This window comes from Streptomyces sp. NPDC088554, from assembly GCF_044752945.1.
Lineage (GTDB): Bacteria > Actinomycetota > Actinomycetes > Streptomycetales > Streptomycetaceae > Streptomyces.
The window spans coordinates 80949-106476 of the sequence record NZ_JBIVMF010000022.1; the positions used below are offsets into that span (position 1 = coordinate 80949).

Consider the following 25528-nt stretch of genomic DNA (forward strand, 5'->3'; position numbering starts at 1 on the left):
AGCCCTCCCGTGAGCCGGGCCCACGGGGTGTGATCCGAAGGGCGATCAGGGAACGCTCTCCACGGGGCGGCCGAGAGGCGGAAGCCTGTCGGCCGCCCCGTCGTTGTGTACGGGCAAGGCGAGTTGACGACAGAGGTGGGGTGGGCATGGCCTTCTGGGACAATCTGTGGCCGGGATCAAAGGCATCGCAATTCGATTCGGGCAATGCGGCGTCCAACTCCATTGAGCTGACCAAGCGCCGTCCGACGGTCTCGCTCTCCAAGCAGGGCGCGGCCACCGGCAATCTGCGGGTCAATCTCTCCTGGCAGATGCGGACATCGGACATCGAGGGACGGTCGAGGCAGGGCGGCCGGATCCTCGGGAATCCGCTCAAGATCTTCAAACCCGAAGTGGTGCAGGGGCATACGCAGGCCCTGGTCAATGTGGACCTCGACCTCGGCTGTCTGTACGAAATGGCGGACGGCAGCAAGGGCGTCGTCCAGCCGCTGGGCAACTTCCTCGGGGACCTCAACGGGCCGCCGTACGTCAAACTCAGCGGCGATGACCGGTTCGGCGCGGCCTCGGGGGAGACCCTCTACGTCAATCTCGACCACCACGAAGAGATCAAACGGCTGCTCTTCTTCGTCTACATCTACGACCAGACGCCGGCGTTCGACCGTACGCACGCCCATGTGACGCTCTATCCGAGCAACGGCCCACGGGTGGAGATCGACCTGGACGAGCAGGCGCCCCAGGCGCGCTCCTGCGCGGTGTTCTCCGTGGACAACGTCAAGGGCGAGCTGATCGTCCGGCGCGAGGTGAAGTACGTCTACGGCTTCCAGGCGGAGCTGGACCGGCTGTACGGATGGGGCCTCCAGTGGGGGCGCGGCTTCAAGACGAAGACCTGAGCGGGGTCCTCGCGGGCTCCGGCGTTCTCGTACGGAACCGGAACCCACCGCGCCGGCGGTCCGCCACCGGCGGGCGGAGCGCCGGCGGAGGAAGCGCTTCCCGCGTGCCTACGGGCGGAACTGGGGGCCCATCGGGGGCAGCCGGAAGTCCGGGTCGGGCGCGGGCGCCGCTGCCGCCGGCTGCGGATAGCCGTACGCGGGCCGGGGCGCCGACACGGGCTGCGGGTAGCCGTAGGGCGGCGGGGCGGTGGGCAGGTCCGGCTGCGGGTAGCCGTACGCGGGCGGTGCGGGGGGCATCGCCGGGAGCGGGGGCAGGGGCAGCCGGGCCGCCGGTTTGGTGATCGCGGAGGCGTCGGGGGCGGCCTCGGCGGGGTCCATGGCCGCGTCGTCCGTGTCCGTGTCCCGCTCCTCCGTATCGTCCACCGAGATGCCGAACGCGGTGGCAAGCCCGACCAGCCCGGTCGGGTAGCCCTGGCCCACCGCGCGGAACTTCCAGCCGTCCCCGCGCCGGTACAGCTCGCCGCAGATGATCGCGGTCTCCTCGCCGGTCTCCGGCCTGACCTCGAACACGGCCAGCGGCTCGCCGTCGGCCGAGGTGGCGTCGTACAGCGAGATCCGCAGGTCGGTCACGTGATCGAAGCTCGCGCCGTCGGAGGAGGCCGCGAGCACCACCTGCTCGACCGAGGGGTCGAGCGCGGCGAGATCCGCCTCGACCGTGTCGGTCAGTCCCTCGCCCGCCTGCTTCTTCGGCAGCCGCCGCACCAGCCCGGACGGGTGCCGGGGCTGGTTGTAGAAGACGAAGTCCTCGTCGGAACGCACCCGGCCGTCGGCCCCCAGCAGCAGGGCGGACGCGTCCACATCCGGGACCCCGGCGCCGGGGGACCAGTGCAGCACGGCTCGTACGGCCATGGCGTCTAGGGGGACGTTCGAGCCCTTGAGCATCGCGTGCGTCATATCCGTCATCCTGCCTTCCTGACGCCCGCGCGGACAACACGGGACCTGGTCCGTTACGCCGAGAACATCCAGGCTGTCCAAGCCGTCCAGTACTTCTGGAGGACCCGGGCATGATGCGGATGAGTTACCAGGATTTCATGTGGCGGGGGAACTCTTGACACCCGCCCATACGTACTATTACCGGCCACCTGACCGACAGGCCCTACTGGCAGTACGGGGATCATCATGCGTCATTTCGGGCATCTCCCGCCCGCTGCCCGAGCGGGACTGTTCCACCAGGAGCCGTGCGACTTCACCGCCGACTCCCCCGCCGGGCTGCTCGCGACCGCTCTCGGAGCCACGCTCTACAGCCCCGCCACCCGGCCGAGGCTCGCCGACGACATCCTCAAGCAGACCGGGCGCGGAGTCGTCTCCATGGTGCTCTGCCTGGAGGATTCCATCCACGACTCCGAGGTCGAGAGCGGCGAGGCCAACCTCGTCCAGCAGTTCGCGGAGCTCGACCGGCGGGGCGTCGAGACCCCCCTGCTGTTCATCCGTGTCCGCGAACCGGAGCAGATACCCGACCTGGTGCGCCGGCTCGGCGACACCGGCAGACTCCTGTCCGGATTCGTACTTCCCAAATTCACCGAGGAGCGTGGCAGGCCCTTCCTGGAGGCGCTCGCCGCCGCGGAGAGCGACCACGGTCGTACGCTGTACGGGATGCCGGTGCTCGAATCGCCCGAGCTGCTGCACCTGGAGACCAGGACCGAGACGCTCACCGGCATCGCCAACACCGTCGACAAGTACCGCGACCGGGTGCTCGCGCTGCGCCTCGGCGTGACCGACTTCTGCTCGGCGTACGGCCTGCGCAGGTCGCCCGACATGACGGCGTACGACGTACGTATCGTGGCCGCCGTCATCGCCGACGTGGTCAATGTGCTGGGGCGCGCGGACGGCTCGGGCTTCACGATCACCGGCCCGGTCTGGGAGTACTTCCGTCTCCACGAGCGCATGTTCAAGCCACAGCTCCGGCGCAGCCCGTTCCTCGAAGGCCGGGCCGAGGGGCTGCGCACCGCCCTGATCGAGCACGACCTCGACGGGCTGCTGCGCGAGATCGAACTCGACCGCGCCAACGGCCTCCAGGGCAAGACCTGCATCCACCCCTCCCACGTGCCGCCCGTCCACGCGCTGTCGGTCGTCAGCCACGAGGAGTTCAGCGACGCCCAGGACATCCTGCGGCCGGAGCGGGACGGCGGCGGTGTGCTGCGCTCGGCGTACACGAACAAGATGAACGAGGTGAAGCCCCACCGCGCCTGGGCCGAGCGCACCCTGCGCCGGGCCGAGGTGTTCGGGGTCGCGCGCGAGGAGGTCGGCTTCGTGGAGCTGCTGGACGCGGGCCTGTCCATATGAACGCCCAGGAGTGTGCGGGCACGCCGTACACCCGGGACCTTCCGAGGGAATCGAGGGACGAGATCACCAGTACGCAGTGGTCGGGCAGCTGGGTCGCCGAGCGGCTCGGCGTCGAACTGACGGGTGGCGAGGGGCTGCGCGAGCTGCTGGGGATGGCCCTGCGCCGCAACCCCAAGCGCGCCCATCTCCTCGTCTCCAATGTGCTGGGCAAACATGTGCCCAGCAGCCCCGCCGTCGTCCACGCGACGGGCGTGGAGCTGGGCGAGCGCGTACGCCGGCTCCTCGGCGCCGACGCCGACCGCGCGGTCGTGCTCGGGTACGCGGAGACGGCGACCGGTCTCGGCCACTCGGTCGCGGACGGGGTGCGCCACGCCCCGTACCTCCACTCCACCCGACGGCCGGTGCCGGGGGTCGCCCGCGCCGGCGGCTTCGAGGAGTCCCACTCGCACGCGACCTCGCACCTGCTGCTGCCGGAGAACCCCGCGCTGCTCGCGGAGGGCGGCCCGCTGGTCCTCGTCGACGACGAGTTCTCCACCGGCAACACCGTCCTCAACACCATCCGCGCCCTCCACGACCGCTACCCGCGCTCCTGGTACGTCATCGTCGCGCTGGTCGACATGCGCTCGGCGGCCGATCAGGGGCGGCTCGCGGAGTTCGCCCAGGAGATCGGGGCACGCGTCGACCTGGTCCCCCTGGCCACCGGAACGGTCCGGCTGCCGGACGACGTCCTGGCCAGGGGCCGGGCGCTGGTGGCGGCGCACGAGGAGGGCGCCGCGGCCGATTCCGGAAGCCGGGGGGCGCCGCCGGTCACCCGGGGCGCTTCGGGAAGCCCGGGGGCGCCGCCGGTCACCCGGGTCGCGCTCGACTGGCCCGCCGGGGTCCCGGACGGCGGCCGGCACGGCTTCACCCCCGCCCACCGCGCCCGGCTGGAGGCCGCGCTGCCCGCCATGGCGAGTGCCGTGGCCGCCGGGGTGGGCGACGCCCGGCGCGTACTCGTCCTCGGCTTCGAGGAGCTGATGTACGCCCCGCTGCGGCTGGCCGAGGCGCTGGAGCGGGCTGTGTCCGCCGAGGTGCGCTACTCGACCACGACCCGGTCGCCCGTACTCGCCGTGGACGACCCGGGGTACGCGATCCGCAGCCGCCTCGTCTTCCCCGCGCACGACACCGCGTCGCTCGCCGAGGACGACGACACCGGCGACCGGTACGCGTACAACGTGGCGGGCGGCGGCTTCGACGCCGTGGCCGTGGTCGTCGACTCCCTCGGCGACACGCCCGAACTGCACGCCCCCGGCGGCCTGTTGGAGCGGCTCGCCGCACACATACCCCGGGTGGTGCTGGCCGTGGTCCCCTCGTACGTCCCCCCGCTGACCTCTTCCGAACGGCAGGACCCCGCCATGCTGCCCGAGCCCCTGCGCGGCCCCGCCTTCTCCTCGTACGCGCCCGACGACGTGGGCTGGCTCCTCCAGGACCTGTCGGACGTGGAGCTGGAGGCCCCCACCGAGGAGCGCGAGGAGGCGATACAGGGAGGTGGCGCGCACTACGCCGAATCGCTTCCCGTCGAGTACCAGCCCAGCGAGCGCTACCAGCAGCTCTTCCGGTCCGCGCTGGAGACCTCGGCGGCCCGGATCGCCCGTGCGGTCGGGACCGTCACCGAGACCGTCCTCGCCGAGCGCTCGCCCCGCCCCGTCCTGGTCTCGCTGGCCCGCGCGGGCACCCCCGTCGGCGTACTGATGCGCCGCTGGGCCCAGCGGCGGCACGGCCTCGACCTGCCGCACTACGCCGTCTCCATCGTGCGCGGCCGGGGCATCGACGCCAACGCGCTGCGCTGGCTCGCCGACCGCCACGACCCCGCCGACGTGGTGTTCGTCGACGGCTGGACCGGCAAGGGTGCCATCACCCGCGAACTGGCCCAGGCACTCGCGGAGTTCGACGGCTTCAACCCCGAGATCGCGGTCCTCGCCGACCCCGGCGGCTGCGTCCGGACGTACGGCACCCGGGAGGACTTCCTGATCCCCTCCGCCTGCCTCAACTCGACCGTGTCCGGGCTGATCTCGCGTACGGTCCTCCGCGCCGACCTGGTCGGCCCCGACGACTTCCACGGCGCGAAGTACTACCGCGAACTCGCCGGGGCCGATGTCTCGGAACACTTCCTCGACACCGTCGCCGCCCGCTTCGACGAGGTCACCGACGCCGTCGCCGCCGACGTCAAGGGGCTGCTCGCCGCCGACCGCGCCCCCACCTGGGAGGGCTGGGCGGCGGTGACCCGGATCAGCGAGGAGTACGGAATCCATGATGTGAACCTGGTCAAGCCCGGCGTCGGGGAGACCACCCGCGTCCTGCTGCGCCGGGTGCCCTGGAAGATCCTCGCCGGCCGCGGCGCCGGCGCCGACCTGGACCATGTCCGGCTGCTGGCCGAGCAGCGCGGCGTACCGGTGGAGGAGGTCGACGGCCTGCCGTACACCTGCGTCGGGCTGATCCACCCGCGCTACACCCGGGGCGCGACGGGCGCGGACGGCAGGGCGGTGACCGCGTCATGACCGCCCCCGGGACCGTGCTGGTCGCCAGCGACCTCGACCGCACCCTGATCTACTCGGCCAACGCGCTCCAGCTCGCCATGGCCGACGCCGACGCGCCCCCCCTGCTGTGCGTGGAGGTGTACGAGGGCCGGCCGCTGTCGTATCTGACCAGGACGGCCGCCGGACTGCTCGACGAACTGGCCCGCGCCACCGTCTTCGTGCCGACGACGACCCGCACCCGCGAGCAGTACGGGCGGATCGGACTGCCCTGCCCCGTACCGGAGTTCGCGATCTGCGCCAACGGCGGGCATCTGCTGGTCGACGGGGTGTCCGACCCCGACTGGCACGCCGGGGTGACCGCCCGGCTGGCCGCGGAGTGTGCCCCGCTCGCCGAGGTCAGGGCGCATCTGCTGGCCGAGGCCGATCCCGCGTGGCTGCTCAAGGAGCGGACCGCCGAGGACCTCTTCGCCTATCTCGTGGTCGACCGCGCGCTGCTGCCCGAGGGCTGGGTGGCGGACCTCGCCGGATGGACGGCGGGCCGGGGCTGGACCGTCTCGCTCCAGGGCCGCAAGATCTACGCCGTACCGGGACCGCTCACCAAGAGCGCGGCGATGCGCGAGGTGGCCCGCAGGACCGGCGCGGAGCTGACGCTCGCCGCCGGTGACTCCCTGCTCGACGCCGACCTGCTGCTGGCCGCCGACCGCGCCTGGCGGCCCGGCCACGGCGAACTGGCCGACAGCGGCTGGAGCGCACCGCACACCGAGGCGCTGGCGGAGACGGGCGTCGTGGCGGGGGAGGAGATCCTGCGGCGGTGCGGTGCGGCCGTGGGGTTGTGGGGCTGACCGGCCCCGTCGGCCGACCGGCCCCGGTCAGCCGCAGCAGCCGCCTCCGCAGCAGCCCCCGCCGCCCCCACCGGCGGCCGGGGCCGGGGCGCCGCCCTTGGCGGAGCCGCCGACCGCGACGGTGGAGAGGAGCTTCACGGTGTCGTCGTGTCCCTCGGGGCACGACGCGGGAGCGGCGGACTCCGCCATCGGCCGGCTCAACTCGAAGGTGTCACCACAGGAGCGGCAGCGGTACTCGTAGCGAGGCATGCCGCTCAGGCTAGCCGACGTACGTGGTGTGCCGCCGGGCCCGGGCGCGTTGCTCGCGCTCCGCCTCCTCGGGGTGGCGGGCGCGCCAGTACGGATTGTCGTGCGGCAATCGCCCGCTGACCCTCCCGTACATCCCGAAGAACATCAGCAGCACCCCGACCACAAAGCTGAACAGCACGTTCTGGATGCGGAACGCGAGGAAGTTGGAACCGGTGTCCAGCAACGCGAGATTGACGAATCCGCTCGCGATGAACAGGATGCCGAGGACCATGTTCAGGGTCGAGGCGGTGTTGCCGCCGATCACCATCCCGATGAGCAGCAGCAGCCCGACGCAGATGGACAGCACACTCAGGGCGCCGTTGGTGTTGAGCCCCGCGACCCGGTCGCCGCCGGTGTCGAAGAAGCCGATCCTGTCGATCAGGCCGAGGACGCCGAAGACGAGCAGGAACAGCCCCATCAGCCCGGCGCCGACGCGGTAGACCTGGTTGAGCCGGTGGTCCAGCGGAAGGTGCGAGTCGAGCTGGACCCGGCGGCGGTTCAGGCCGCGCCGGGACGTACCGCGGTGGGGCCGTAGATCACCGGGGGACCGGCCGTGGCGCAGATCCGGTGGGCGGACGAACGCGTCCTGGGAGCCTGCGCGCGGATCGGTCCCGGCGGGGTCGGTTCCGGCGTCGGGCGGGAAGCCTCTTCGGTGACGAAGGGGAGGAGTCACGAGCGGCCTCCTCTGGGAGGTGTGCGAGCGACTGGATGTACATGTGCATCCAGCATCCGCCCGACGGGCCGGGGGGACAACCGGGGCCGGGGTTTCCGGGAGCGGGGGCGGTACGGGTACGGGTGCGGCCCGGGTACGGCCTGCGGTTCCTGGACCGGACGGCCGGCGCGGTGCCGGTGCCGCTCGGGCCCGGTCCGCTCTCAGGCCCCGGCGCCGCGCTCCTCGCGGATGTCGGAGACGACCTGGGCGACGGTCCGGCGTACCGCCTCCGTCTCGGTCAGGAAGTGCCAGTAGTCGGGATGGCGGCCCTCCAGCGCGCCCACCGCCCGGTCCAGCCTGGTCACGGAGGCGTCCAGCGGGCGGGCGTGGCGGGGCTCGGGGGTGTGCCGGCCGGCCATGGCGAGGCGCTGGGCGTCCCGGATCGCGAAGCGGGTGCGCTCGATCTCCTGCTGCGGGTCCTTCGCCACCGCGTTGAGCCGGCGCAGCCGGTCACCGGCGGCGGACACCGCCTCGTCCGTACCGCTCAGCAGCGCGCGCGCCGTACTGAGCCGGGAGGTCGCGTCGGCCCAGCGCTGCTCCGCGCGCGCCCGGCCCGCCTCCTCGATCTTCTCCTCGGCCTGGCGCACACTGGCCGCGGCCTGCTCGGGGACGTGCTGGAGGTCCTGCCAGCAGGCGGCGGTGAAGCGCCGGCGCAACTCGCTGAGGACCGGTTCCACGGATCCGGCCCGGGTCGTCAGGGCCTGCGCGCGGGTACGCAGCGACACCAGCCGCCGGTCGATCTCCCCGGCCCGCTCGGGCAGCCGCGCCGCCTCGGCCCGTACGGCCTCGGCGTCGTGCAGCACCCGGTCCGCTCGCTGGAGCGTCTCCGGTACGCCGTGCCGGCCCGCGCCCTGGTTGAGCTTGGTCAGCTCGGGGGCGAGCGCGGCGAGGCGCGCGGCGAGATCGTCGGCGCGCAGCCCGGCGCCGCGTACCTCGTCGAGGGCGTTGCTCGCCGCCAGCAGCGCCCGGCGCGCCCGCTCCACGGCGGGGGCGAGCCGCGCGAGCTGGGTCTCGGCCTTGTCCAGCAGCGGCCCGAGGCCCCGCTCGAACCGGTCGAGGTCGCCCTTGACCCGGTCCAGCTCCTCCTTGGCCCTGGTCAGCTCGGTGCGCGCCTTGGCGGCGGCGGAGGGCTCCAGGTCGTCGCGGTCCAGATCGTGGGCGTCCACGGCCTCGATATAGCCGTGGCTCACCTCGTCGATCCGCTGTCCCAGCGCCGCGAAGTCCGCGAGAGCCTTGCGGGCGCCGGGCGAGCTGTCGACCGCGGTGATCGTCTCGATGGAGATCCGCAGACCGCGCTGGGCGGTGTCCAGCTCGTAGAAGGCGGACGCGGCAGCGTCCTTCGCGGCCTGGGCGTCGGCCCGCTGGCTCTCGCCCCGGCCACCGAACCAGCGCCGGGTGCCCCCGCCCGCGAAGGCCGCGGGCACCGCGGCCAGCAGCAGCGGCACCGGGAGCAGCAACAACGCGAGGACATCACCGACGGCACGCGCTCTCGCTCCTGCGTGCGGCTGCGCGTGCGCGTGTGTCGCCGTCACATCCCTCTCCCGTGCCGAGTCCCGCCATCGCCTGGCTGCTGTTCATTCTCCCACCAGTAATGACGAACACACGGGCCGGTTAGTTCGCGCTTCGCACGGTGATCTTCCCGTTGTCGGTGCGGGCCTTCACGATATGGGCGCTGTCCCGGTCGGTCGGTACGTCCACCTGGATCCCCCGTTGTCACTGGCCGTCGTCACCGCGTACGAGGGTCCGGAGCGGGGCGGCCCACTCACGGCGAGCGCCACGATCACGGCCCCACCCGCGGCGATGAGCGCGCGGACGCGGTGACGGCTTCTGGACACGGTGATCGTCCCCCTCTGTACGGACACCTGGCTGTCCTCCCACCGTACGAAGGGAAGCCCCCGGGATCGATCCGGCGACCCACCCACTCCACGGTGGGGCTATCCCCGGAGCGGTCCGGCGGGCGGTTTGCAGGAAGCCCCCCTGAGCCATGTACCCTGTTCCTTCATCCACGGGTGCGTAGCTCAGGGGTAGAGCGCTGCTCTTACAAAGCAGATGTCGGCGGTTCGAAACCGTCCGCGCCCACCATGTCTGACCAGCAGCGGAGCCCCGAACCAAGATCGGTTCGGGGCTCCGCTGCTCGGATTTAGGGGATTTTTGGGAGATCAACTCTTTTTAGGAGATCAGCTTCCGGATCTGCGGGCCACCCGCCGCCCCCGCTCCCACCGGGCCTCCAAAGCGTCCAGCCGGTGCTTCCGCATCTCCGGCGTCACATGCTCGTAGGTCCCCTCAATATCCTTCGGCACCCAGCCCATCGTCAAGAACCTCAGCGCCCGGTCGACTCGGTCATCCTTCATCCACGTGTCATGCGTGTGCCTCGCCCCGCGCATCGTGAAGCCCTCAGCAATCGGTTCCCAACTTGCCCGGCGGCGGCACAGCTGCGGACCGGTCCGTCTCCGGCGGCCGGGGCATCATCACACTGGCCTCGGACGTCGCCCTCGTCCGCTTCCAGCGGCTCGTGCCCACCGCGATCGGGGACGCGGAGGTCCGCGTACGGATGTCCGTCTCGGCGGTCACCACCGGCACCGGCGCGGCAATGCTCCCCTCGGTGCTGCTCCGATACGTGGACGCCAGCATCTTCTACCGCGCCCGACTCCACTTCGGCGTCTCCGGCGCGCTGTCGGTGTCCGTGACCAGGGACGTCACACAGATCGGGTCGGCCGTCTCGCTCCCGTACACGTACACGGCGGGTGCCGAGTACGAGGTGCGGGTCCGGCTGACGGGCCACCAGGTGCAGATGCGCGTCTGGCCCGTGGGGGCCATGGAGCCCGACAGCTGGCACCTGACGGGGACCGTCACCGCGTCCCCGATCGCGGCCGGCGGGATCGGCGTCACCGCGTCGGCGTTCGCGGCGATGACAAATGCGTCGCCGCAACTCCGCTTCGACAACTTCGCGACGAGCGACCCGGAGTCCCCGAGCGCAAGGGGGTGATGCCTCGCCTGGACGGGATCGAGGAGCGGCTCACGGCGGTGGAACACGAGCTGCATCCCAACTCGGGCGCGTCGCTGAGGGACGCGGTCGACCGCGTGGACGCCACCCTCAACGGATCCCCGCCGACACCACCACCCTGAACCGCCGCGCCCCCTGCTCTCCTCCGGGAGGACAGGGGGCGCTTCGTCATGTCCGTTTGCTCCTCGGTGAGTTCGATTGCTAGGTGGCACATCAGAGGGCAGGGCGCGGACGTAGCTCAGGCCCGCCGTGCGGCTCCGTCCGGCCACACCACGTCAACAGGGATGCCAGCCAAGTGCGCCTCGGCGACGACGTCTGCCGTGCCGCCCCCCTTCCCCGTGGGAGGGGCACCGTTCCAGACCGCGACCATGCGGTCCGCGCGCTCTAGGAGGACGGCGTTCGCGGATTCATACGCCTCCCGGTTCGCGGACTCGTGCGGCATCGTCAGCACCTCGACAGCAGCGTCCACCAGGCGGTCGAAGGTCGGCGCGTGATTCGGCTTGACCTTTGCTGCCCGGTAGTCCTGAGACGGGATCACCACGACCAGGCGCCCGCCGAGGGCGGTCACTTCCTCCGCGAACAGAGAGTCGGCCCCGGCTGCGATGCACGACACCCCGGTCAGATCCTCCTGGTACGGCGCCAGGGCCTCGCGCAGTGCGGCCCGTACGAGCGGCACGCTCTCCTCGGTCAGGTCCATGTGTCCCGTCACGGCCAGAGTCGTCATGTGTCCACCCTTCAGCTCGACAGCAGATCGCGGATACTATCTCGCGCTTCTCGGACCGTACGCGACGCGCTGTGCCCCACGGTGTACGGGTAGAGCTGGCCCAGCTGTCCGCGGACCCGGCCGGACTGGGTGAGGCGTGCCGCAGCCACGGCCCTGTGTGTCTCCTCCGCGCCGCCCGCGACATCGCCGACGAGGTAGTGGCATTCGGCGAGGCCGATCCGGTCGAGTGCGTGCGAGCGCCCTGCCTCGGACCCTCGTGAGGAGAGCGCGCTGCGGATCTCGGCGGCGGCCCGATCTGCGTGCTGTCGCGGATCCTGCCGCGCCAGGTCGAGGAGTCGGCCTCCGGTGACACCGGCCAGCTCGGCGTCGTCGAAGTACGCGATCCAGTAGGGCTCTTCCTCGCCTGGGCCTGCGTCGGCGAGCAACTCGGCTGCCCGCGCGGTCGCACGCTGGAATCCGGCGATACGGCCCTGGGCTGCGTACGCCCATGCCTCGCGGGTGTGCAGCATGGCCCGGACCCGGTGCCCAATCACGTCCCGGGCGCCTTCCTGCGCAAGCTGAATCAGCTGGAGCGCGTCGTCGGGCCGGTCCCGGTAGAGCATCTGTCGGGCCATTCCGGCGAGGACGTTCGCGCCGAACACCGGGTCGTCGCCCGCGTGCGCCGACCGGAGAGCCAGCCGGTAGTACTCCTGCGCGCGCCGGTGAAGGCCGGAGTCCCAGGCCATCGTGGCCGCGGTGCCGGCGAGCTGCGCCATGATCCTGTAGAGGCGGGTTTCGACCGCCGGCGCCTGATGCTCATCGAGGGCACCAGCGATCTCGCTGAGCTGCCCGAGCACCGCCTTCCTCCGAAGCCCGCCACCGTACTGGTGGTCCCACTGCCGGAACGCCTTCGCCGTGGTCTCCAGTTCGTCTGTCTCCCGCATCCCGAGTCGGCCCCGGCCGACTGGCGCGGGCGGTGCGGCGGCGGGCTGGAGCCACCCTTCCAGAGGGTCGAGCAGGGCGGCGCCGGTCACTACGACTCCGGCCAGCGCGCGCGTGGCTGTGCGTCGGTCCATCACGAGATCGCTCCTGGTCAGATATGTGGCCAGGTCTACCGTGGCGTCGGGCCGCCACGGAATCTCGTCGGCGTCTGGCCGGTCGCCCGGTAGCGCTGGCAGGTGCTGCTGTATCTGCTGCTGGTTCTCCCAGGGGCGTGCCGCGAGGCCGAGGAGGTGCCCGGGGATATGGAGTCCGTCGGCGATCCGGCACATCACTTCGAAGCTGGTGACGCGCTGGTTGCCGCTGATGATCGTGGAGACCTTGCCTGGGGTGAGCTGACAGGCCGCCCCGATTCGGTTCTGAGACAGGCCACCCCACTTTTTGATCAAGGCGAAGACCGCCGCGAAGTCGTGCTCAGCAAGTGCTCGCCGAACATCGTCCCTGTCGAGGACTGCGGGGACGAGCGGGCCGGGGGTGGTGGCATCCATATGGGCCGACTTCCGGAGTGATCCTATGCACGCGCAGGCGCCTTACTGGAGCGCCAACGAGTGTATTACCGCCTCGGTAACCCCCGCTGGTCATGCCGCCGGTCGTGAATCGCGCCGACGCTACGTATATGACCCAGTCGGCTTAAGAGAGGGGCACAGGATGCCTGCCAGAGTGAAACCCGAGACGGCCATCCCGCAATGGCTGATCTCAGCCGCCGACGATCCCGCCGAGGCCCAGCAGGACTGGCAGGCCGGCCGCCCGGCCGTCCTCAGCACCGGGATCATCTTCGACGCGGTGAAAATCCACCCGACCGTCATCCACGCAGCCGTCCGCAGCACCACCGAGACGGCCGTCTCCACCACCCTGGCCGAGACCCTCGACGGCCCGGTCATCTGCCACTACGGCCACTGGTACTACGCGCTCGTACCACCGCAGACCACGGAAACCTGGATGTCCCCGCACGCGACCGTCCGGGGCCGGGGCGCCTGGGTCGGCGTACCCCCGATCGAGATCACCGCACGGGAGCTCCTCCACTGGTCGGTCCCCGTCGTCCGGGCCGGCAAACTCTGCGCGCCGGGCGACGTCGCCGAGGTACTGCGCATCGGCGCCGCCCGCCTCGAAGGGATCCTCCTGTGATCCCGGTCCGCCCCACCAACGGCACCCAGCACCCCACGCCCGGCCCCACCCCGTCCGGCTGGTGCCACTGGCATCGCGGGCCGGCCGATACCGCCCTCCCCGTACGGACCATCACCCGACCCTCCGCCCCCGAAGGCCCGGCAGCCAAGCTGTACGCCTGCGCGCCGTGCAGGGAACACCGCCACCTGGCCCCGCTCACGGGTGAAGTCCGGTGAACGCCCCCACCGACACCACAGCCGTGATCCAGGCCGCCATCGACGAGGCCACGGCACTCGCCGGCCAACGGCCGTCGATGGGCGAACTGGCGGAAGTCACCGACCGACTGCGCGCCCATATCGAGACGCTGCTCCCGGCCGCCGAGGCTGCCGCCGCCGGCATGTGGCAGGGCAGCAGGCAGTGGTCAGCGCTCCGGTGGCACCTGGACGGGGTACGCGAACGCGCCGCCACCGACATAGAGCCACGCCCGTTCACCGCGCACGTCCATGTCGACGCCCTCCGCCGCGACTGCGCATGGCTGCTGGAACGGTACGGCCCCGACCACGAACGGAAGGACCACTGATGCTCTGCGCCCACTGCGACCACCAGATCCTGCCCGGCCAGCCGTACACCACCGACACCGTCGAAACCGGTACGGGCGTCACCCCGGACGTACACCGCCACAAGAACCCGGAGCAGTGCCAGGTGGACGTCACCACTCAGCCCCTGCGGCGCCCGCCGGCCTGGCGCCGGTAGCCCGAGCAGCCCCGGCCGACACCTGTCCTCCTCGGCGCCGGTGGGGGCGATCAACCCCCGTACGCCACTGCCGTCATCACCTGTGGCGTACGGGAACCGGGCGCCCAGCGTTGTGTCTCAGGGCACTCACCTACGGACGCGACGCCGCTGATTCACCCCCTCCACCGAGTGAACTGCACTTCGTTCAGGTGGGGATGTGGATTCCATGTGGACCTCGGCCACGGAAAGACCCCCCGGTCCATCATGACCGGGGGTCTGAAAACAGGCTCCCACCTGCTACTTACCTCGGTGGGCGCGGACGGTTTCGAACCGGAGCCGCCAATCTACGCGGGCCCGCCAGCGATTGATGATCGCCGTGGCGCGAATGTCCGGCCTGATGGCGCTCACCCTGCTCAAGATCGGTGATGATCGCTCCCGTGCGTGGTGGCGCACCGGCCGTCAGGCCGCAGCGGCAGCCGAAGACCGCGCAACGATGTCGTGGATGTATGCGCAAGAGGCGTACCAGCTCTACTACAGCGGAGACATACACGGGGCGGTCGAACTGGCGGTGCGCGCCCAGCACCTGGCCGGGGGCCTCCCGTGTGTCGGGCCAGCGCTCGCGGCACCTCTGGAGGCGCGCGCCCTGGCGCTGCTCGCGCGCGGTGAGGAAGCGGGGCTGGCGCTCACGGCAGCTGAGACTGCTTTGCGCCGTCTGCCTGTTGAGGAACAGGTCGGCAGCGCGTTCGGCTACTCGGAATCGCAGCTGCGGTTCCACGCGGGTAACACGTGGACGCATCTGGTTCAGACGGATCGTGCCCGGGAAGAGCACGACCGTGCGCTGGCCCTCTACCCGGAGTCAGACCGAACCGACCGGACTCTGATCCGGCTCGACCAGGCGATGTGCCTTGCCCTGGACGGCGATCCGGCAGCGGCGGCGGCATACGCCACGGAGACGGTCGTGGACCTCGCGCCGGACCACAGGTCCGCTCTCATCATCTACCGCGCACGGGACGTCGCCGCTAAGGTGCCCGAGACACGAGAGGTGCGGGTGCTGCGCGAGGTGCTGGCGTTACCCGCTAGCGGAGGGGACAGCAGTGCAGATCAGCCCGGCGACCGAGGCAGACGTTGAGATCATCTCCGAGATACTCGGCGAGATCGAGGCGTACTACGGCGGCGATAACACCCCGGGCGAGATCGAGGCGATTCGTGCCGCGCTCTTCGGCGCGCGCCCGGCCGCGACGGTCCTCCTCGCCCGAGACGGGAACGTGGTCCTCGGGATGGCGAGCTACACGTACCTCTGGCCAGCGGCCGGAGCGGAAACTTCCCTCTATCTGAAAGAACTGTACGTTCGGGAACCGGCCCGGCGTCGTGGTGCTGCGCGTGCACTCATGGCTGAGTTGAAGGCGGGTGCTACCGCGGCTGGGTGTTCGCGTATCGAGTGGACAGCAGATGCGGACAACCCGCTGGCTCTCGCGTTCTACGAGGGGCTCGGAGCGCAGCCGCGTGGAGGGAAGGTTTTCTACCGCCTTGAGCAATGAGCGCGCGGGCCGGACAGGACGAAATGCCCCTGCACTCCCTGTCGGTGCTCAGCCATCCGGGCAGGCCAGGGGGACCGGCCACCCACGGAAGTGCGGCGAGGAGGGCTCGGTCCGGGACATTTGCGTGAGCGGTGCGTGAGCGGTTCCCGCCGTACGAGAGGCTCGCGCGGGGCCTCGACAGGGGGTGGGCCCGGCGAGATGCTGCGCGCCCGCGTTTGTTCGCGTACGCGCGTTGGTTTCGCGTGCTCGTGTTGGTTTCGCGTACCCGTCCCGGCCGGGTGCCGGACCGGGGGAATCGTACGGTTGCTCGTCCAGTCACCCTTCGGGACTTCCCGGCGGAACCGGCGCGTCCCGGGCGGACATCTCGGTTCGTACAGACTCGACCGACCGGAAGAGGGGTTCACCAGCACATGGCTCTCCACACCTTCGGCGGGACGCGGTCCGACGTCCTGACAACCGGCGACGGACAGGCCCTTCCCGACTGGCCCCTGCGGGTACGTGTCGCCGCGACGGGCGAGACGATCACCGCCCTGTACGAGATGGACGGGGTGACCCCGGTCGGGGAACTCCGTACCGACCCCGTGTCGTCGCCGGTCCCCGGCCGGATCCGCGCCTTCCGGTGCGAGGCTGCGGCGATCACGTACGAATACCCTTCCGAGGGAGGGGAGTTGACGCGCCGGTACGCCGAGGGGCGGGAGGTGGCGGCCGAGGTGCCCGCCGCGCGTACGGACGGTGCGACCGACCGGGCCCCGGACGTACTCGACCTGGCCGAGGCCCGTGTCTTCGTCGTGCGGAACGCGGTCGGCGACGGGGTCGCCGACGATCGGGCCGTGATCCAGGCGCAGTTGGACCTGGCGCGGGACGCGGGCGGCGGGACGGTCGTCATCCCCGGCGGCCGGGTGTACGGATGCGGGACGTTCCTGGTGGTGTACGACAACACCACCGTGATGGCGCACGGCGCGACGGTACGGGCCATCGGCCGGGGCGCCGGCCTGCTCCGCAACTTCCTGGCCGACGAGACGTTCAGCGGCTACCGGGGCCGTTCCCACATCAAGGTCATCGGCGGCACCTGGGACGGCAACGCCTACGACGGATCCCAGGGCACCGTCACGGCGACCACCGACATCATGAACTGGATCCACGGGAGCGACATCACCGTCAAGGACGCGACGTTCACGAACACCTCGTCCGCGCACGCCCTGGAGTTCAACTCCGTCGACGGCGGCCAGGCGGTCAACTGCCGCTTCCTCGGCTTCCGCGACAACAGCGGCAACGGCAGCCGGGCCACGTCCGAGGCGATCCAGATCGACCTGGCCAAGCCCGGCTCCAGCAGCATCGGGGAGTACGACAACACCCCGGCCCGCAACATCCTGGTCTCCGGCTGCTACTTCGGGCCGAGCGAGCGCCTCGGCCCCTTCGGCCGGGCGGTAGGCTCCCACGCGGCCGTCGACGGTGTGTACTTCGACAACATCCAGATCCTCGGCAACCGCGTCGACGGTACGTTCGCGGAGGGCGTCCACGGGTACTGCTGGCGGCGCGTCGTCGTGGCCGACAACGTCATCAGCGGCACGGGCCGCGCGGGCATCAAGCTGACCCACCCCAACCCCGCTACGGCCGGGTTCGGGCTCACCCCGCACGGGCTGAGCGTCCACGACAACGTCATCGACTCCCCGGCCGTCGACGCGGGCATCTCGGTGTTGGCGTACTCCGGAGCCCAGGCGTCCGGCGTGAAGATCGCCGACAATGTGATCAGGGCGGCGGGCGGTGTCGGCATCCGGTGCGACTACTGCGCCGCGCCGAGCATCACCGGCAACGTCAGCGAGACCAGCGGCGGCAGCGGGATCCTCACCCGGTTCGGATCCGGCGCCGTGATCAGCGGGAACACGGTGAAAGCCGCAGGTTCGAACGGGATCAGTGTCTCGAACCACAGCGGCGCCACGGTCACCGGCAACGCCGTGGACACCACCGCCACCAACCACGGAATCTTCCTCGGCGACGCGGGCGACGCGCTGGTCAGTGGCAACCATGTCGCCGCGGCGGCGAGCGCCGGCATCCGCCTGTCGACCAACGCCGTGCGCTGCACCGTCACCACCAACAAGGTCCGCAGGGCGACCGGCACCACCGCGAACGGCGTCACGCTGGCGGACACGGCGACGGGCTGCGTCGTGGCCGGCAACGACCTGTCCGGCAACAACTGGCAGCCCGGGACCGCGATCGTCGCCGCCACAGGCAGCGCCCCGGTCCTGGACTGGGCGGGAGGCACCACGAGCCCCGGACACAACCGCGTCTGACCTCGCCGTCACCGACCGAACCGCGCATACCGCAACGGTGGCGCCCATGTCGTCGACGGGAGAAGCCCTGACCGGAGAGGGCTTCTCCGGTCAGGGCGGAACCGCGTGCGCCGGATGCTCAGGAGAGCTGGCCGTCGTAGTCCGGGAGCTTGAAGGTGCGTTCGGCGTGGCCGCCGGTCAGGTCGGTGGTGTTGTTGCCGATGTTGGCGATGATCGTGTAGCCGTCCTTCTCGATCTTCGCCCGCTGGGCCGTCTTGAACTTGCTCACCTCGGTGAACAGGTCGATGAGCGAGCGGCCGTAGAGGCCGTCGACGGTGTAGCCGACGGACTTCAGGTTGTGCTGGGTGATCGGCTGGATGAGGTCGGGGCGGGCCGAGACGAAGAAGATCTTGACGCCCCGGTCGTGCGCGTAGTTCGCCAGGGCGAGGGTGCGGCGGATCGCCGGAGTGGGGAGGCCCGACGAGTAGTCGGTTTCCAGCGCGGTGTTGTCGATGTCCAGGACGATGGCGGGCTTCTGTCCCGCGGGTACGGAGGCGGTGCGGGCGGCGATGTAGGCGTCGGCCTGGTCCATGACCACGGCGATGTCGGCCTGCCAGGTCGCGTAGTCCGGCTTCGCGGCGGCCGCGGCCGCCATGGTGGTCGTGGTGGCCGCCGGGGTCGCGGCCAGCGCGGGGAGGGCGGCGCCCGCCGAGAGAGCAGCGGTGAGAAGCGCTGTCGTGGTGAGGCTTCCGAGTCTGCCGAATGCAGCCATGCCGGTCTCCTTGAGCGAGGGGAGGAAGGGTGAGGGGTGTGGCTGGTGTGTCGTACGCAATCGTGGCAGCCGTGGGTTACCGATGGGTAGAGTCCGGTCGGCCATTAATCGAACTCACAGTGAGACAGGTTCCGTTGGCCCGCGCCTCCCGCGAGCGTGGCGGGAGGCCGGTGCCGAGGGGGCGCACACTGGGCCCATGAGTAACTACCAGGGGCCCGCGACTCTTGTCGCCGGTGAGTCCGAGGTTCAGGTCGAGGCCACATTGAGCGGGAGCCGGGTCGGTGAGACGCGGCAGTGGGGCGGCAGCGTACAGACCGAGGACGCCGGGGAGGGGTTCGAACTGGCGTTGGACGGCGCCGATCTCCGGATCCGCTTCCCCGATGGCCGGGAACGGCCGGTCGTGGCCACGCGTACGGCCATCGGCAGCGGGCGGCTGAGGGTCTCGGGGAGCGGCGAGATTCCCTTCTGATGCCGTGACCGGTCTCATGCCGTGACCGGCGATGTCTGCCCCGTCAGGTCACGTGCTCAGCGGTGGATGGAGAGTTCGGTACGGGTGAGGCGCTCGCCCGTACCGCCCCACTTGAGGGCGATGATCTCGGCCATGATCGCCACCGCGGTCTCCTCGGGGGTCCGGGCGCCCAGATCGAGACCGATCGGTGAGGAGATCCTGGCGAGGGCGCGTTCGTCGACGCCCGCCGCCCGGAGCCGGGTCAGCCGGTCCTCGTGGGTACGGCGGCTGCCCATGGCGCCGATGTAGCGCGCGGGGGTGCGCAGGGCGCGTTCCAGTAGGGGTACGTCGAACTTCGGGTCGTGCGTCAGGACGCAGATCACCGTGGACTCCGTCACAGGATGCTCCTCCAGGAAGCGGTGCGGCCACTGGACGACCAGCTCGTCCGCGTCGGGGAAGCGCGCGCGGGTCGCGAAGACCGGGCGGGCGTCGCAGACCGTGACGTGGTAACCCAGGAACTTGCCCATCCTGGCCACCGCGCCCGCGAAGTCGATCGCCCCGAAGACCAGCATCCTGGGCGGCGGCGCGAAGGACTGGACGAAGACCGTCAGCTCGTCCATCCGCTGCTCGCCGTGGCGGCCGATCCGTACGACACCGGTGCGGCCCTGCGCCAGCATCCCCCGGGCCTGCTCGGTGATCGCGGCGTCCAGCCGCTCGCCACCGGCCAGGGTGCCAGCCGATGCGCCGGGTGGTGTGCCGGGCGGGGGCTCCGTGGACGGATCGGGGAGTACGACCAGGTTGCCGCCCGGAAACCCGTCCGGAGACCTGCCCGGAGACCCGTCTGGAAACCTGCCCGGAGACCCGTCCGGAGACCCGTCTGGAAACCTGCCCGGAGACCCGTCCGGAGACCCGTCCGGAGACCTGCCCGGAGACCTGCCCGGAGACCCGTCCGCCGGCCCCGTCGGCAGCACCGTCGCCACTGCCACCGGGCGGCCCGCCGTGATCCGGTCCAGCACCTCCGACAGCCCGGGAAAGTGGCGGCCGTCGACCGGGCGTACGAGGACCTCGACGATCCCTCCGCAGGTCAGCCCCGCCTCCAGGGCCTCGCCGTCACTCACCCCGTACGTCTTCAGCACCGCCTCGCCCGAGGCGATCACCTCGCGCGCGGCCTCGTACACCGCCGCCTCGACGCAGCCCCCGGACACACTCCCGAGCACTTCGCCGCTCTCCGCCACCGCCATCGCCGCGCCGGGCCCGCGCGGTGCCGACCGCCAGGTCCGTACGACCGTGGCCAGCGCGAAGCGCACCCCGGCCGTGTGCCAGGCGGCCATGGCTCCGGCGATGTCCCGCACAGGTGCTCCTCGGGGTCGGCGGGCGGCGGCTGCCCGGTCCGCGCACCGCGGGAGCGGGTCCCGCGGTGTTCCCACTGCCTAAGCGACACCCTAAATCGCTGGTGGTTTTCCGCACCTTGTGGCCGCCCGGCCCGTCGGCCCCGTCGGCATCGAACAGGCGGTCGGGATCCGGCGGCCCCGGGACAGGTGTGTCCCACCCCGGAGTGTGGACACACTCTGTCCCGGTGGACGCTCAGCCGCCGGTGATCGCCCGGACGCTCTCCTGCGCCGAGGCGACCAGGCCGAGCAGCGCCGTCGCGTTTCCGACGAGGAGGCGCAGCCGGGTCAGCCGGCCGGTGACACTGTTCCGGTCGACTTCGTCGGAGGCGAGTTCGCCCTCCAGCGCGTCGGCTTCCGCGTCCGCCTCCTCGCGCTGTGCGGGGGAGAGGTCGGGGCTGGACTCCGCGCGCGCCAGTCGGCGGCGCAGCACACCGATCGTTTCGAGCGCGTCCCGCAGGGCCTCGGCGGTCGCGGGGTCGGTGGTGCCGCCGGTGTTGTGGGTGGTCGCGGTGGCGTAACGGCCCGCCGCCAGGGCGGCGTTGTGGACCTGGGCGTTCCCGCTCAGGACGATGCCCTCGTTCACCTGTGGGCCCTCGCCCATGGCTGCCTCCTCATCGGTCGGGTCGCTCGGGTCGGTCTGGTCGCTCGGTTCGGTCGGGTCGCTCGGGTCACTCGGACCGGTCCGGGTCACGCCGTCGCCGTACCGGCACCGGCGCCGGCGCCGGCGCCCGCCGGGCCACCGCCGCCGGCGAGGCCGGTGGCCGTGGCGGACGCGCCCTGACCGGCGGCGATGCTGCCGGTCATGGAACCGCCGTACATCATCACGCCGTTGTTGAGGATCGTCGTCCTGCGCGCGTCGAGGTCGTGGACGTCCAGGCCGTGGTCGGCCAGGAAGTCCATGACGGAGCGGAGGACTTGAAGCTCGATCTGTTTGCCGGTCCTGGTCGCGTCCACGAACTGGAAGAAGTTCCGGTACTGCCCGGCCGCGATCAGCTCCCGCAGGCTGGTCAAGGCGCCGAAGTCATAGCGCTTGTCGTGCTGGAGGGCCCACTGCTGCTCCTCCTCCCGGCGCTTGAGCCGTCCGGCCTCGCCCAGCTCCGCGATGACGTGGGGGACGGAACGCAGCAGTACGCCACCGGAGGCGAGTGCCGCGTCCGCCCCGCGCCGGATAGCCTCCTCGGAGCTCTCCCGGGCGGTGAGGGAGTCGGCGACCCGGAACGCCTCCTTGACCGGTGGGAGTACGTGGGTGTCGCTCTGGAGATAGAGCGTTCCTCCGTTGACCGAGATCTGTACGAACACGGTGAGCACCAGATCGGTGTCCCAGCTCCGGATCTGCAGGGACAGGCAGTGTCGTACGGGGCCGTCGATGCGTCCGCGCAAGGCGGTGACACGGTCCTGGGGCAGCCGCTCGGTGGGGCGCCTCTTCCCGGGGCCGCGCAGGGCTCCGCCCGGCCAGATGTCGGCGGTGCGGAGCAGCTTGGTGTTACGGAGCGCGGTGCCGTGGACGAAGACCTTCTCGGTGACCTCCATACCGGCGATGCCGTCCGCCGAAGCCGTTGATTCCGCGCGCAGTTCGAGCAGATCGGCGCGGAGACGGTCGATCAGCGCGGAGGAACCGAAGGGCACCGGGGGTGGTTTCGTACCGCTGCCCGGAGTCATGCCCTTCGGTATCAGCCGGGTGGCGAAGGACCAGGAGCTGAACTTCCCGCCGGAGCCCACGAACGGTGAATAGCCGGTGTAGACAACCAGGTTGGTGTCGTCGGCCGGCGTCGCCCTCCCCGAGCGCTGGAACGCGGGTCCCGGCCGCAACGAGTCCCTGATCACCTGCCAGGCCGCGTCGTGCTGCCGCCAGGTGAAGTACCAGGGGCAGCCGATCAGCAGGACCGCGCTCAGCGCGAAGGCCGCGAAGAGGTCCGGCAGCGACCACAGGAAGAACTGGCCGGAACAGCAGGCGAGTCCGAGCAGCAGGTTCTGGGTGGCCAACGGTGCCGCGACAGCGGCGAACGGGGAACCCTGCGGCTTGGTCAGCCACACCCGGCCCGCTGTTTTGGTCCTCCGTACGCCCCGGACGCGCATGTTCTCCCCGGCGGCGGCGTTCATGGCGGCCGCGGCGAGTGCGTACAGGACGGTGGCCGAGGGGGCCAGGAGCAGCGAGAGCAGAAACGCCGCGCCCACCCGGCGGTCCCGCACCCGCAGATCGCGCAGCGCCTCCGCGGCGTGTGCGCGCACATGGTCGAGGTCCACCCCGTACGACGGGGCGCGCGCCCTGATCCGTTCGTGGCGCGTCTCGCTCATCACCAGGCGCGCGAAGTCCTCGGACAACCGCACGCCCGTGCACATATAGCGTGTGGCGGCGTTCTCCTCCTCGGCGAGCTGTGGTGTGTACGGCTCGGGCGGTCCCTGCGGCGGTGGGGCCGGGGCGGTCTGCCGCGGGACGTGCGGTGTGTCGTCTCTTCGGGCACTCGGGCCGTTGTCCGCCGGCGGAACGGTCATGTTCTCCCCCTACGTCCCCTTCACTGTGGCCTGATAACGATGCTCCGGGAAGGTGAAAACCGATCAACTTCGGGGCGCACGGGCGCATCGGAGGGCGCGTACCCCGGCGCGCCGCCCCGCCCGGCGGCTCCGGGCCGTCACCACACCTCGGCCCCGTCCGCCGGGGAGTCGCGGACGACCGTGAACCGGGCGTGCAGCTCACGGGTGTGGTCCACCCGGCGCACCGGACCGGTCAGCGCGACGGTGGCGGCGAGCCGCACATCGGCGCTCGACGCGGCGAACCGCAGCTCCAGCTCGCCGGGTTCGACGATACGATGCCCGGCCCGCCCGGTGAACGACGCGAGATCGGCGGGCACACTCACCCCGATCCGGACCCGCTCGCCCGGCTCCAGGGCCACCCGGACATACCCGATCAGCCGCTGCACCGGCTGGACGACGGAGGCGACCGGGTCGTGCAGATAGAGCTGGACGACCTCGTCGCCCTGCCGGTCACCGGTGTTGCGTACGGTGAGGGACAGCGCCAGCGAGCCGTCCGTACCGGTGACGGCGCCGGTCGTCTCCAGCTCCGACCAGACGAACGAGGTGTACGTCAGCCCGTGGCCGAAGGGGAAGTCCGGCGTCGGGTCGATGCTGGAGACCTCGCTCGCCCGCCCCAGCGGCGCCGCCAGATAGGTGGACGGCTGGGCGCCGCCGAGCCGCGGCACGCTCACCGGGAGCCGGCCCGAGGGGTTGATCCGGCCGCTGAGCACCCCGGCGACGGCCGGAGCGCCCTCCTGGCCGGGGAAGAACGCCTGCACGACGGCGCCCGCCTCCCGCGCCGCCCGCCCCAGCGCGTACGGCCGCCCGGACACCAGTGTCACCACCACCGGGGTGCCGGTGGGCCGCAGGGCGTCGAGCAACGCGTCCAGCAACTGGCCCTGGATACCCGGAAGTTCCAGCGACTCCGCGTCACAGCCCTCCCCGCTGGTGCCCCGGCCGAAGAGTCCCGCCCGGTCGCCGAGCGCGACCACGACCGCGTCCGCGCCGCGCGCCGCCCGTACCGCCGCCGTGATCCCCTCCGCATCGGGGGAGTCGATGCCCGTACCCGGCACGGCGACGATCTCCGCGCCGGGGAACTCCGCCGCCAACGCCTCGCGCAGCGTGGTCAGTTCGATACCGGCCGGGGTGCCGGGGTGCTGTGATCCGACGTGTACGGGGAAGGAGTAGCAGCCCAGGACGGCCGTGGGCGTGTCCCCCTGCGGGCCGATGAGCGCGATCCGGGCGGGCGCGGCCAGCGGCAGCGTCCCGTCGTTGCGCAGCAGGATCACCGAACGCTCCGCGAGCCGACGGGAGATGGCCCGGTGCGCGGCGGAGTCGAGTGTGACGGTCCCGCGCAGCCGCTCGCCGGCCCGTGGGTCGGCGGTGTCGGCCCCGGCCAGCGCGGACGGCACCGCGCTCCACCCCGGGTCGAGCAGCCCGAGCTGCGCCTTCTGCGTCAGTACGCGGCGCAGCGCCCGGTCGACGACCTCCTCGGGCAGCTGTCCGGAGCGCACCGCGTCCCGCAGCGGCGCGCGGAAGGTCTTCGCCGTGGGCAGTTCGACATCGACGCCCGCGGTGAGGGCGGTCGTGGCGGCGTCGCCCCAGTCGGCGGCCACGTGGTGCAGGGTCTTGAGGAAGGCGATGCCGAAGTAGTCGGCCACCACGGTCCCCTGGAAGCCCCAGGCGTCCCGCAGCAGCCCGGTCAGCAACTCCTCGTCGGCGGCGCTCGGCACCCCGTCGGTGTCGGTGTACGCGTGCATCACGGACCGTACGCCGCTCTCCCGTACCGCCATTTCGAACGGCGGCAGGATCACATCGGCGCGCTCCCTGGCGCCCATGCTCACCGGGGCCAGATTGCGGCCGCCGCGCGAGGCGGAGTATCCGGCGAAGTGTTTGAGTGTGGCCACGATCCCGGCGGACTCCAGGCCCTGGACGTACGCCGTGGCGACCGTACCGACCAGGTACGGGTCCTCGCCGATGGTCTCCTCGACCCGGCCCCAGCGCGCGTCGCGCACCACGTCGAGTACGGGGGCGAGCCCCTGGTGCAGCCCCACGGACCGCATGTCGCGGCCGATGGCGCCCGCCATCTCCCGTACCAGATCGGGGTCGAAGGAGGCGCCCCAGGACAGTGGGACGGGATAGGTGGTCGCGCCCCAGGCGGCGAAGCCCGCCAGACACTCGTCGTGGGCCATCGCGGGGATCCCGAAGCGGCCGGCCGCGACAACCCGCTCCTGCGTACGCGCCAGCGACAGCGCGCCCAGCGCGGGGTCGACCGGGACCGTACCGAACGGGCGGGTCAACTGGCCGAGTCCGTAAGGGAGTAGCTCGTCCAGTGTTGGTGGGCTGTCCATGTCGTGCTGGTGCGGGGCGACTTCGGCGCCGTCAGCGGAGGCGCCCGCCCACAGTCCGTACAGCTGGGCGAGTTTCTCGTCCAGGGTCATGGCGGTGACGAGCGCCTCGACGCGCCG

General features: G+C 71.4%; 24 protein-coding genes and 1 tRNA gene. 14 read left to right on the plus strand and 11 right to left on the minus strand.

The features are described 5' to 3' along the window. Positions 1-146: 146 nt before the first annotated feature. Positions 147-887 carry a Tellurium resistance gene (locus ACIP8W_RS24305; protein WP_401956389.1) on the plus strand — a complete coding sequence of 247 codons (741 nt, stop codon included), beginning with the start codon at positions 147-149 and terminating at the stop codon, positions 885-887. A 108-nt stretch (positions 888-995) separates the two neighbouring features. Here ACIP8W_RS24305 and ACIP8W_RS24310 read toward each other — a convergent pair whose 3' ends face one another. Further along, positions 996-1850 carry a TerD family protein gene (locus ACIP8W_RS24310; protein WP_402204612.1) on the minus strand — a complete coding sequence of 285 codons (855 nt, stop codon included), beginning with the start codon at positions 1848-1850 and terminating at the stop codon, positions 996-998. Positions 1851-2066: 216 nt separating this feature from the next. Here ACIP8W_RS24310 and ACIP8W_RS24315 point away from each other — a divergent pair, with 216 nt between their 5' ends. Genes ACIP8W_RS24315 through ACIP8W_RS24325 form a run of 3 tightly spaced genes read left to right on the plus strand, consistent with a single transcriptional unit; the run spans position 2067 to position 6588 of the window. After that, a complete protein-coding gene (locus ACIP8W_RS24315) occupies positions 2067-3230 on the plus strand; it encodes an HpcH/HpaI aldolase/citrate lyase family protein (protein ID WP_401956391.1) in 1164 nt (387 codons plus the stop codon). Continuing rightward, complete coding sequence (locus ACIP8W_RS24320; protein WP_402204614.1) at positions 3227-5767, plus strand: phosphoribosyltransferase; 2541 nt, start codon at positions 3227-3229, stop codon at positions 5765-5767. Before ACIP8W_RS24315 ends, ACIP8W_RS24320 begins: the two co-directional genes overlap by 4 nt. Continuing rightward, positions 5764-6588: an HAD family hydrolase gene (locus ACIP8W_RS24325; protein ID WP_401956395.1), complete on the plus strand. Its 825-nt coding sequence runs from the start codon at positions 5764-5766 to the stop codon at positions 6586-6588. Before ACIP8W_RS24320 ends, ACIP8W_RS24325 begins: the two co-directional genes overlap by 4 nt. 27 nt (positions 6589-6615) lie before the next feature. Here the strand turns inward: ACIP8W_RS24325 and ACIP8W_RS24330 are convergent, their stop codons facing one another. The 3 genes from ACIP8W_RS24330 to ACIP8W_RS24340 all read right to left on the minus strand — a co-directional run bounded on the left by ACIP8W_RS24330 (position 6616) and on the right by ACIP8W_RS24340 (position 9120). Further along, complete coding sequence (locus tag ACIP8W_RS24330) at positions 6616-6837, minus strand: zinc ribbon domain-containing protein (protein ID WP_401956396.1); 222 nt, start codon at positions 6835-6837, stop codon at positions 6616-6618. Positions 6838-6847: 10 nt separating this feature from the next. Then, positions 6848-7378 carry a DUF4383 domain-containing protein gene (locus ACIP8W_RS24335; protein WP_401956459.1) on the minus strand — a complete coding sequence of 177 codons (531 nt, stop codon included), beginning with the start codon at positions 7376-7378 and terminating at the stop codon, positions 6848-6850. Positions 7379-7749: 371 nt separating this feature from the next. Then, on the minus strand, positions 7750-9120 hold the full coding sequence (locus ACIP8W_RS24340; RefSeq protein ID WP_401956397.1) for a hypothetical protein: 1371 nt from the start codon (positions 9118-9120) through the stop codon (positions 7750-7752). A 475-nt stretch (positions 9121-9595) separates the two neighbouring features. Between ACIP8W_RS24340 and ACIP8W_RS24345 the strand changes: the two genes are divergently transcribed. The 3 genes from ACIP8W_RS24345 to ACIP8W_RS24355 all read left to right on the plus strand — a co-directional run bounded on the left by ACIP8W_RS24345 (position 9596) and on the right by ACIP8W_RS24355 (position 10714). After that, positions 9596-9670, plus strand: a tRNA-Val gene (locus ACIP8W_RS24345). Between the two features lie 331 nt (positions 9671-10001). After that, positions 10002-10574: a hypothetical protein gene (locus ACIP8W_RS24350; protein WP_401956399.1), complete on the plus strand. Its 573-nt coding sequence runs from the start codon at positions 10002-10004 to the stop codon at positions 10572-10574. After that, positions 10574-10714 carry a hypothetical protein gene (locus ACIP8W_RS24355; protein WP_401956401.1) on the plus strand — a complete coding sequence of 47 codons (141 nt, stop codon included), beginning with the start codon at positions 10574-10576 and terminating at the stop codon, positions 10712-10714. The genes ACIP8W_RS24350 and ACIP8W_RS24355 overlap by 1 nt, the downstream gene beginning before the upstream one ends. 116 nt (positions 10715-10830) lie before the next feature. Here ACIP8W_RS24355 and ACIP8W_RS24360 read toward each other — a convergent pair whose 3' ends face one another. Both ACIP8W_RS24360 and ACIP8W_RS24365 read right to left on the minus strand, forming a co-directional pair. Further along, positions 10831-11316: a hypothetical protein gene (locus tag ACIP8W_RS24360; RefSeq protein WP_401956402.1), complete on the minus strand. Its 486-nt coding sequence runs from the start codon at positions 11314-11316 to the stop codon at positions 10831-10833. Between the two features lie 11 nt (positions 11317-11327). Next, positions 11328-12782, minus strand: coding sequence for a hypothetical protein (locus tag ACIP8W_RS24365; RefSeq protein WP_401956404.1), 1455 nt, complete (start codon positions 12780-12782; stop codon positions 11328-11330). Between the two features lie 160 nt (positions 12783-12942). Here ACIP8W_RS24365 and ACIP8W_RS24370 point away from each other — a divergent pair, with 160 nt between their 5' ends. The 6 genes from ACIP8W_RS24370 (at position 12943) to ACIP8W_RS24395 (ending at position 17959) form a co-directional block, all read left to right on the plus strand. After that, on the plus strand, positions 12943-13419 hold the full coding sequence (locus tag ACIP8W_RS24370; RefSeq protein ID WP_402204617.1) for a hypothetical protein: 477 nt from the start codon (positions 12943-12945) through the stop codon (positions 13417-13419). A 211-nt stretch (positions 13420-13630) separates the two neighbouring features. After that, a complete protein-coding gene (locus ACIP8W_RS24375; protein WP_402204619.1) occupies positions 13631-13978 on the plus strand; it encodes a DUF6415 family natural product biosynthesis protein in 348 nt (115 codons plus the stop codon). Further along, entirely contained in the window at positions 13978-14151 is a 174-nt protein-coding gene (locus ACIP8W_RS24380) for a hypothetical protein (RefSeq protein ID WP_401956411.1), read from the plus strand. The genes ACIP8W_RS24375 and ACIP8W_RS24380 overlap by 1 nt, the downstream gene beginning before the upstream one ends. Positions 14152-14497: 346 nt before the next feature. Beyond that, a complete protein-coding gene (locus tag ACIP8W_RS24385) occupies positions 14498-15259 on the plus strand; it encodes a hypothetical protein (RefSeq protein ID WP_401956414.1) in 762 nt (253 codons plus the stop codon). Beyond that, positions 15225-15668 (plus strand): GNAT family N-acetyltransferase, encoded by a 444-nt coding sequence (locus tag ACIP8W_RS24390; RefSeq protein ID WP_401956417.1) that lies wholly within the window; start codon positions 15225-15227, stop codon positions 15666-15668. The genes ACIP8W_RS24385 and ACIP8W_RS24390 overlap by 35 nt, the downstream gene beginning before the upstream one ends. Before the next feature lie 410 nt (positions 15669-16078). Beyond that, positions 16079-17959, plus strand: a complete 1881-nt coding sequence (locus ACIP8W_RS24395) for a right-handed parallel beta-helix repeat-containing protein (RefSeq protein WP_401956419.1) — start codon at positions 16079-16081, stop codon at positions 17957-17959. A gap of 118 nt (positions 17960-18077) precedes the next feature. Here ACIP8W_RS24395 and ACIP8W_RS24400 read toward each other — a convergent pair whose 3' ends face one another. Next, the gene (locus tag ACIP8W_RS24400) at positions 18078-18710 is read right to left on the minus strand and encodes an HAD family acid phosphatase (protein WP_401956421.1); all 633 of its coding nucleotides are present in this window, start codon (positions 18708-18710) and stop codon (positions 18078-18080) included. Positions 18711-18906: 196 nt separating this feature from the next. Between ACIP8W_RS24400 and ACIP8W_RS24405 the strand changes: the two genes are divergently transcribed. After that, positions 18907-19179, plus strand: coding sequence for a DUF4873 domain-containing protein (locus tag ACIP8W_RS24405; RefSeq protein WP_401956423.1), 273 nt, complete (start codon positions 18907-18909; stop codon positions 19177-19179). Between the two features lie 56 nt (positions 19180-19235). On the opposite strand, the gene ACIP8W_RS24410 is transcribed toward ACIP8W_RS24405, so the two are convergent. From ACIP8W_RS24410 to ACIP8W_RS24425, 4 genes are all read right to left on the minus strand, one after another. Then, positions 19236-20510: an XdhC family protein gene (locus tag ACIP8W_RS24410; RefSeq protein WP_402204623.1), complete on the minus strand. Its 1275-nt coding sequence runs from the start codon at positions 20508-20510 to the stop codon at positions 19236-19238. Positions 20511-20742: 232 nt separating this feature from the next. Then, positions 20743-21240: a hypothetical protein gene (locus ACIP8W_RS24415; protein ID WP_401956429.1), complete on the minus strand. Its 498-nt coding sequence runs from the start codon at positions 21238-21240 to the stop codon at positions 20743-20745. Continuing rightward, positions 21237-23042, minus strand: coding sequence for a hypothetical protein (locus ACIP8W_RS24420; protein ID WP_402204625.1), 1806 nt, complete (start codon positions 23040-23042; stop codon positions 21237-21239). Before ACIP8W_RS24420 ends, ACIP8W_RS24415 begins: the two co-directional genes overlap by 4 nt. 137 nt (positions 23043-23179) lie before the next feature. Next, entirely contained in the window at positions 23180-25501 is a 2322-nt protein-coding gene (locus ACIP8W_RS24425) for a beta-glucosidase (RefSeq protein ID WP_401956462.1), read from the minus strand. Positions 25502-25528: the final 27 nt, after the last annotated feature.